The 6,857-nt window shown below is 53.9% G+C and carries 5 protein-coding genes and 1 pseudogene; 4 read left to right on the top strand and 2 right to left on the bottom strand.

What is annotated here, in order from left to right; genetic code table 11:
• The 4 genes from IGS16_RS06615 to IGS16_RS06600 all read left to right on the top strand — a co-directional run.
• Positions 1–568: hypothetical protein (locus tag IGS16_RS06615; RefSeq protein ID WP_297084387.1), on the top strand; the 568-nt coding region annotated here is incomplete at its 5' end.
• Between the two features lie 377 nt (positions 569–945).
• Positions 946–2,469 carry an asparagine synthetase B gene (locus tag IGS16_RS06610; protein ID WP_297084385.1) on the top strand — a complete coding sequence of 508 codons (1,524 nt, stop codon included), beginning with the start codon at positions 946–948 and terminating at the stop codon, positions 2,467–2,469.
• Positions 2,454–3,662, top strand: a complete 1,209-nt coding sequence (locus tag IGS16_RS06605; RefSeq protein WP_297084383.1) for a decarboxylase — start codon at positions 2,454–2,456, stop codon at positions 3,660–3,662. Before IGS16_RS06610 ends, IGS16_RS06605 begins: the two co-directional genes overlap by 16 nt.
• 27 nt (positions 3,663–3,689) lie before the next feature.
• A complete protein-coding gene (locus tag IGS16_RS06600; RefSeq protein WP_297084381.1) occupies positions 3,690–5,069 on the top strand; it encodes a hypothetical protein in 1,380 nt (459 codons plus the stop codon).
• A 100-nt stretch (positions 5,070–5,169) separates the two neighbouring features.
• Here the strand turns inward: IGS16_RS06600 and IGS16_RS06595 are convergent.
• Positions 5,170–5,325: pseudogene (locus tag IGS16_RS06595) on the bottom strand (ArsA family ATPase); the annotation flags it as partial.
• Between the two features lie 186 nt (positions 5,326–5,511).
• A complete protein-coding gene (locus IGS16_RS06590) occupies positions 5,512–6,663 on the bottom strand; it encodes a sodium-dependent bicarbonate transport family permease (RefSeq protein ID WP_297084379.1) in 1,152 nt (383 codons plus the stop codon).
• Positions 6,664–6,857: the final 194 nt, after the last annotated feature.

Here is a 6,857-nt window from a genome sequence, read left to right as displayed (position 1 = left end):
CTTCCCTCCTGGCTTTCATCTCAGCCTGCCACCGTTTTGTCAGTCAAGCAGGTTGGAGGAGTTAAACCTGCCAGCCGACTTGGTGGATGAGGCGATTGTGCGGGTTAATCAACGGCTGGGCCAAGATAGTTATGAGAAGAACTCGCGTCGTATTTACTGGATTGCTGGAACAATTGTCCTGGCTACAATTGCGGCAGTATTCTTCGGGTTTCAGCAACGGCAGGCGAAGATGTCTCAGGTAACTGCGGTGCAAGACCGCCTTACCTTGACGCAAGATGATGGCAGCAATCTGACGGTGGTGAATCGACAGCAATCGCCGGAGGTTGTTTATCGAGTGACGCTGGAGCAGGCTCCGGTGGGCGATCGCCTCACGTTGAGCTGTAGCTGGACTGATCCAACCGGGGTGATTGTGAAGCAGAACCGATATGAAACCAAGCAGATTACAACCCCTGTTTGGAACACGTACTGTCGAATGCCGCTGGGTTCTGGCACGACCGCCGGAACCTGGACTGTGGAAATGTTTTTGGGCGATCGCCCCCTAGAAAGTGCCCAGTTTCAAGTACAGTAGGTATGTCAGCGTGGAAGTTTGCCCCACCAGTGGAGAAACCTCACTCGTTTATCGGTTGCTGGGGTTGGAAGCCGCCGGATGTCCTGAAAAGTCTGCTAGCACAGCATTTGGAGAAGCTATCTCTCCCCCAAGCGGAGATTTGTTGGGGACAGTCTGCTTTTCCTTCTAGAGAGTCTGCTGCTCGTAACTCCTGGGGCTGGGCGATCGCCTATCTTACTCCCCAGGCAACCTTATCTTTGGATTCTGCCCACAGCCCTCCTTCCTTCGCCGCCTCACTCTCCGACTCTTCTTCCTGCTTAGCTGCCCTCTGTGCAGGCGGAATTTTGACCCATCTGCAACCGGATGGCTCTCTCCTTCCTGACGCGTGGGTAAGGCTGGTGCAATGTCCTGATGGCAGCGTAGGACTGGAACTAGGGCGCGATCGCTTTGGACGAGTGCCCCTCTACTGGCAGCAGCAACAGCAGGTTCTCTGGTTTTCGTCTCGATTGCAGCTTTTGCTGGCGGGGTCGCCTGTAGACATTAATGCAGCCGCCCTCCATGCCTACACCTGCTTTTCCTACGTGCCTACGCCCCTGACCCCCGCTCAGGGCATCCAGGCTGTCCCCGCAGGGATGCAGCAGACCTGGCAACTAGACGAGACGGGGACGCTGCAATGGGCCCAGGGGCGATTGCAGGAATGGCAGGAGGCAGGCGACCAAATTAACGATGAGCCGACGGCGGTTAGATCGCTCCAGACTCTCCTCAAAGATTCCATCTGCCGCCAGACTGCCGACCTGAAGGACGAACCCGTCGGTGTGCTACTGTCAGGAGGATTAGATTCCTCCATCGTTGCCGCGCTGCTGGTGCAACTGGGGGTGCGGGTGACGGCCTACTCCCTTGATTTCGGCGTTCCTGAACAGTCAGAATTGGACTATGCCAGGTGCATAGCCGATTACCTAAATATTCCGCTGGTCACGGTCGATGCCTCCGCAAAACGGATTCGCCGGGCGATCGCCCCCACTGCCGCAGCGCTGGATTTGCCCTTTGGTGATGGGGTGACGGTTCCCCTGTTTCTGCTAAAGCAGCGAGCCGCCCAAGACACCTCAGTGATCTTTAATGGGGAACACGGCGATCAGTTGTTTGCAGGGTGGACGAACAAACCGCTGATTGCGGCAGGGGTTTATAGCAAGCTGGTATCAAACGAACAATCGCCAGAAGACTCCTTTTATCAGCAATATCTGAAAACATTTCATCGTCTGGCAGGATACGAACGTCACGTTTTTCAGCCAGATTTCCTAGCCCAGCACGAATTCCCAAATCCTGTGGGATGGCTGCGAGAGGCGCTCGATCCTCAGTTCTCAACTGCTATACTGCATCGGCTGCGGCGGGCTAATTTAATGCTCAAGGGGGCCCAAAATATCCAGCCCCGCGCGACGGCTTTGGCCTTTGCCCACGGCTTGCGCGTGCGATCGCCCTTCTGTGATGTGCCGCTGGCGGAATGGACGTTTCGCCTGTCTAATGAACTGTGTCTGCAAGGTTCTTGCGAGAAATACATCCTCAAGCGAGCTGTTGAGAACTGGCTACCCCCTGAAATCGTCTGGCGCACCAAGCGCGGCATGGGCGTTCCCTTAACCCTCTGGTGTTTCAACGACCTATGGCACGACTTGGGCATTTGGCTCAATCCGGCAGTTTTACAAGATCAAGCCCACCTACAGCCTGACATTGCCACTCGAATTGTCTCAGGTTCCCTGGGGGGCCCAATTCAGGGACGGCGGATTGGCGAGTGCCTGTGGCTACTGCTCATGTGGCAAGCCTGGCGCAAAGCCATGCTTAAGGAGGCAGATCTTCCCCATTCCTGGAATCATCCCTTCTGGCTTCCTGCTCAACTTTGGAGAAGGCTAAACCAATGGCAGAATTCCTAATCCACAATCCCACGCTGGCTCAAGACTTGCTGGAGACCTATGGGTCACCGCTGTATGTGTATGAGGGCGATCGCCTGCGATGTACCCTACATTACATTACGCAAGCCTTTGAGTATCCCAAAACCCACTTTCACTTTGCCAGCGTCACCAATGGCAATGTGGCCCTGCTGCAAATGATTCGAGCGGCGGGGTGGGGACTCCATGCCAACACCCCAGGCGATGTGTTTTTGGGGCTGAAAGCCGGCTTTCACCCGGCCCAAATCGTCTATAGCGGCAGCAATCTCAACGCTGCGGAAATGCAGCAACTGCGAGACTGGGGCGTGACAACGCTTAATTTAGACAGCCTGGCACAACTGGAGCTTTGCTGCGAAGTTTACGGTGCGGGAATAGCGTTGAGTGAACCCGAGCGTCTGCGCTTGGGACTGCGCCTGAATGTGCCGGAATTAACCGGAGAGAGTCGCATTGGTGTGCGTCCTGAAGAATTTCCAGCGGCGATCGCCCTCACCCGTCAGTGGGGCTTGCAACTCACAGGGGTTCACTTCTATCGCGGCACCGGCACGAATGCTACCCAAGCCTTTACCCAAGTAATCGACCGTGTAATTGACATTGCCCAAACTTTACCCGACTGGCGCTATCTCGACTTTGGCGGTGGCTTTGGCTATCCCTATCGGCATGGCGGAGCCGCGTTTAACTGGCCAGCCTTTGGTGCTGCAATGACCCAAGCCTTGCAGAAGCTCAACCGACCCATTGAGTTGGTGATTGAGCCGGGCAGAGCCGCGATCGCCGGATGCGCCACCTTGCTCACGCGCGTGGTTTCGGTCAAGTGGCAGGGCGATCGCCAGATTGTGGGCACTGACACAACTGTGGCTAACCTGTCGGTTCCTTCAGTGCATAGGGGCTACCGCGAAATCTGCTCCCTCAGCCCTGCCCACGCTCCAACCCTTTACTCCACGGATGTTTGTGGAAACACTACCTACTCCCGCGACTATCTCGGTCGGCAATGCCCACTGCCCAAACTTGAAACTGGCGATATCCTAGCCATTCTCGATGTGGGAGCTTACGGATATGCCATGTCCTCCCATTTCCTGCATCGCCCCCGCCCAGCGGAGGTGCTGCTGGAGGGCGGCTCTCACCGACTGATTCGCCAGCGAGAAGATTATCAAGTCCTGATCAGCAACCAGGTTTTTGCATAACTCAGGTTTTTTGCAAGGAGAAGCCCCATGAAATGTATTCAATGCGGTACAGACAGCAACTATAGAGAGCGTAGTGGCAACAATTACCGCTGCCCAAAATGCCAGCATCCGTTTGCCTTTGAGCCAACCCAAATGGGAAGTCTCAAATTTACAGATGGCTTTTTTGCTAAGGCAATTGCCGACCTTGCTGCCAACAATACCCTCTACTTCACGCCGCAGCAGTTTTCCTATTGGTTTGATCAAAAGTTAAAGCGACGTGACATCTACCCTTTTACTGGTCGTCTTTTTTTCTATATCGTTCTCATGGTGACTCCTCTTATGTGGACTCCTGTTTTATTTGAGCTTGCCAGCCTCTATAACTTCTCTATGGTTCAAGGGAGTATATTTCTTGCACTTTTCACAATCTATAATTTGTTATGGATTGTTGGTTTATATCGATATAGCAATAGCCCAAAAGTCCCTACTAAGGGCCGTCGAACATCTGCAACTATGATGCAAGTTATAGGCGCTTTCCTTGCGGTCGTCGCCTTTGTCTTCGCTGTCTGGAAAAACTCAATTATTGTGTTTGGAGTTCTAATTACTGAGTTTGGAGTTCTTGAGTTTGGAGTCACAGCACTTGTTGCAATCACAGCGCTTTGGTTAGGCTTTTTTCAAAAGCGAAAAGCTGCCAAAATTCCAGAAGTCTTCCGATTTAGTAGTACCGACCTGACCAAGTGGCTGGATCAGTGGACTCAAGCCAACGGCCCCATTGAGAAAATGCTGCCGCCCCCCGAGCAGCTTTTGACCTCAAGCCAGCAGGTGGATGTTCTTAACTCCCAAGTCACAGCCTATAGTTTCGACCGGCTAGTGGTCTGCCAGAGCGATGCGATCGCCCAAATGCTGATTAGCAACAACGTTCACTTTGAAAACAACTGCGCCATTTTGAGCATCAATGGCTACCCCCAACCGATTTTTGGCACCGTCATGCAAATGCTGCGGCGCAATCCAGAGTTGACGGTGTTTGCCTTTCACGATTGCAGCCCTAAGGGGGTATCGCTGGCACATCAGTTGCAGACCAGTCCCCACTGGTTTCAAAACTCCGACATCACAATCATCGACATTGGTTTGTTGCCAAAACAAGTTTTGTCAGCACGGCGCGACTTTATTATCCGCAACTCTAAAGAGATGGCTCAGGCCGCTGCGAAGTTGCCAGCTCCAATTAAGCAAGCTCTATCAAAAGCCGAACTTGCCTGGCTTGCATCAGGAAATTTCGTGGAGCTTGAGTCCCTTTCCCCATTGCAGCTAATCCGCGTTCTAAACCGCAGCATCGCCAAAGGGCAGCTTGTGGAGACAGAAGGAAGTACTGACCTTATGTTTGTCGGAAGCGACCATGACTCTTCCTTCTATGTGACCGAGAGTTTTGGTTGAACAATTCAAACATCCAGAAAACGACTCAGAGCGCAGCACTTTAGAGCCAACCCTAAAACGAAATAATCAAAAAGCTGTCCTGAAACTTTGCGCCCGGTACCTAGCGGCCGCTGAGTTCGGGCGGCAAGGAAATGTTGCGGCGCTGGTTGCCCGCTTCGACGGTGACTTCCGGGCCAGACTGGATGAGTTTGACCTGGGTTTTGTCGAAACCGGGGAGAAAGAGGGTGACTTTGCGCTCGGCAATATTCACGGCGATCGCCCAACGGTGTTGGTGTTGGGAAGATGAAGGGCGATCGCCCAACGGTGCGGATGCAAGGAGACGAAGGGCGATCGCCAAAAGATACTGGCACATAAAATTTGACTGGAAAACCCAGGCTTCAGCATAGCCGCTGCGTTGGTCGCCGGGTCAAACGGACACCGGCAGACCACGACTCGGCAGGAATTAGCCACCCATGAACGCTTGGGCAAGACCAATGTAAAGCGGTATGCCAAGGGCGATCGCCACTGGCGTTCCAACGGCTGTAGACGCGCCGATGTAGGCAGAAGGGTTAGCTGAGGGGATACCCGCTCGCAGGGTGGGCGGTCCCGAAATGTCGGAACTAGAGCAGGCAATGACGGCCAGGATCACAACACCGCCGAGGCTAAACCCTGTTGCAAAGTGAGCAATCATGCCAAGACCAAAGGCGATTAGTCCATGCACCAGTGGAGCCACCACGGCATAGACCGCGTACCACTGAGCCACCTTACGCAATTCGCCAAGCCGGGACCAAGCCTCCATTCCCATGACCAGCATCAGGACAGACAGTAGCCCCCGAAAGAGAGGTTCGTAGAAACTTTCAAAGACGCTATCTGGGCGGGTTAGGATGCCCAAAGCAAGACCCAGCAGCAGCGCCGAGAGCGCCGAACCCTGGAGGCTTTCTTTCACGATGGGCCAGATTCTGACTCGCTTGCCTGAGGCAACGTCCGGATCTTTCGGATATCCGGCCGCAGTAATGCCCGACCCGCGGGGATACCTGCTTGCAGGGCCGCTGATCTCGTCGGCATACCCACCGACAGCCACGGACTGCTTGCTGACATAATCCTCACTGAAATAATATTTATCGCGCTTCCGCTTGCTGAGATAAATGCTGGCTACAACGATTGCCGTCACGAGCGCGGGGATATCCATAAAAGGATAGAGGGCCCCTGCCCAAGCTTCGTATTCGATGCCCTGCTCTTCCAGCAGCGTCAGGGCAGCAGCGAGGGTGGAGCCGCTCACAGCGCCAAACAAACCTGCGGTCGCAACGGCGTCCACAACTTTAACGTTTGGCAACTTGGCTAGCGTGTAGCGCCCAATAAATACAATCAGAATCCCCATCACTACGGCGAACATTGCAGGCAACAACATTTCCGACAGATTGGCCTCGCGGATTGCAATGCCGCCGCTCAGGCCCACCTTCATGAGCAGCATGAAGACAATAAATTTGTAGATTGCATCTGGAATTTGCAGTTGGCTCCCGAGGGAAGCAATAACCATGCCGCCAATTAGAAAACCGAGCGTCGGGGACTGCAACTGTGCCACGAAACGCATTAAGAAACCGGACAAGAAATCCACAGGTACCTCCTTCCACGTCCTCTAATGAGGAGTCATGATGATGACAGGTGAGTTCAAAAGGTTGAAAAAAGCAGGAGTGAACGCCTCACCCCTACAGCACAGGCACTATGCAAGAACCTGCCGACGGGCTGCTCAGAGAGGGTATACCTCCGAAAGACTTCGGACGGCGATAGCTATCTTGCATCGTCTTTCAT

The organism is Thermoleptolyngbya sp. C42_A2020_037, assembly GCF_015272455.1.
Lineage (GTDB): Bacteria > Cyanobacteriota > Cyanobacteriia > Elainellales > Elainellaceae > Thermoleptolyngbya.
This window is presented reverse-complemented; position numbering and strand designations above follow the sequence as displayed.